The sequence below is a fragment of the Corallococcus llansteffanensis genome (assembly GCF_003612055.1).
GTDB classification, from domain to species: domain Bacteria; phylum Myxococcota; class Myxococcia; order Myxococcales; family Myxococcaceae; genus Corallococcus; species Corallococcus llansteffanensis.
On the sequence record NZ_RAWB01000995.1, the window covers coordinates 1 to 1,585 of the forward strand.

General features: G+C 73.2%; 2 pseudogenes. Both read left to right on the forward strand.

Features of this window, described 5'->3' with window-relative positions:
- Positions 1 to 417 (forward strand): annotated as a pseudogene (locus D7V93_RS42795) (protein phosphatase 2C domain-containing protein); the annotation flags it as partial.
- Between the two features lie 4 nt (positions 418 to 421).
- A pseudogene (locus tag D7V93_RS42800) lies at positions 422 to 1,585 on the forward strand (hypothetical protein); the annotation flags it as partial.

Below are 1,585 nucleotides of genomic sequence, written 5' to 3' on the forward strand. Positions count from 1 at the left end.
GATGGGGTGTGGATGCTCAACGGGGAGGTGCACGCGCTGGGGCCGTTCCCGGGCAACGCGCCGCCGTACCTCGCGTATGCGCTGCTGCGCGGGGAGGACGTGCCGCTGGTGTCGCGGGCGCTGGTGCCCACCGACGACGTGCACGCGCTGCTGCTGGGCACGGACGGGGTGGGGGACCTGCTGGGGTTGTCGGAGGCGCGCGTGCCGGAGCGCGACGAGCCGGTGGGCCCGCTGTCGCGGTTCTGGACGGAGGACCGCTACTTCGCGAACCCGGATGCGGTGCGCAGGCGCCTGGCGCAGCTCAACCGTGAGTCGGTGCGCGCGGACTTCGCGGAGCGGCGGTTGCTGCGCACGCCGGGGCTGCTGACGGACGACACCTCGCTGGTGGTGCTGCGTCGGCGGATGGGGAGGGCGTGAGGCCATGGACGTCTGGCTCGAAGGCAAGAAGGTGCGGTTGGATCCGCAGCGCGCGCTGGGCAAGGGCGGCGAGGCGGATGTGTATGACCTGGGCGACGGGCGTGCCCTCAAGGTCTTCAAGCGGCCCGAGCATCCGGACTACCTGGGCCTGACGCACGAGCAGGCCGCCGCGAAGGCGCGACTCGCGGAGCACCAGCGCAAGCTGCGCGCGTTCCCGCAGGGCCTGCCGGCGCGGGTGGTGACGCCGCAGGCGCTGGCCACGGACCGCAAGGGCGTGGAGGTGCTGGGCTATGCGATGCGCAAGCTGGACGGCGTGGAGCCGCTGCGTCGGCTGGGGGAGCCGTCGTTCCGGCGCGCGGGAGGACGGGCCGCGGACGCGGTGACGGTGCTCACGGGGCTGCACCGGGTGCTGGGGGCGGTGCACGCGAGCGGCGTGGTGGTGGGGGACTTCAATGACCTGAACGTGCTGGTGGTGGGGACGGACGCGTATCTCATCGACGCGGACAGCTTCCAGTTCGGGCCCTATGTCTGCCCGGTGTTCACCGAGCGGTTCCTGGACCCGCTGCGGTTGGATCCGGCCGCACAGGCGCTGACGCCGGTGCGGCCGGCGACGGTGGAGAGTGATTGGTATGCCTTTGCCGTCACCGTCATGCAGTCATTGCTGTGCGTGGGGCCGCACGGCGGCATCCACCGGCCGAAGGCGCAGGGGGCCCGGCTGAACGCGGTGGCGCGGGTGCTCCAGCGCGTCACCGTGCTCCACGCGGACGTGCAGTACCCGAAGCCCGCGCTGCCCCGGGCCACGCTGCCGGACGACGTGCTGCACCTGTTCCACCGGGTGTTCGTGGAGGACCTTCGCGGCGCGTTCCCGCTGCCGGTGCTGGAGGGGCTGCGCTTCACGGTGTGCGCGTCGTGCGGCGTGGAGCATGCGCGGGGGGCGTGTCCCTCGTGTCAGCCGCACGCGACGGCGGCGGCCACGCCGGTGACGGCGGTGCGGGGGCAGGTGGTGGCGACGCGGAAGTTCACCACCCGGGGCGTGGTGGTGCACGCGAGCGCGGACGACGGGGTGGTGCGCTTCGTCTACCACGCGGACGGCGCGTACCGGCGCGAGGACGGGCGCACGGTGATGCGCGGTGGGTTGGATCCGTCGCTGCGCTGGGCGGTGCAGGGA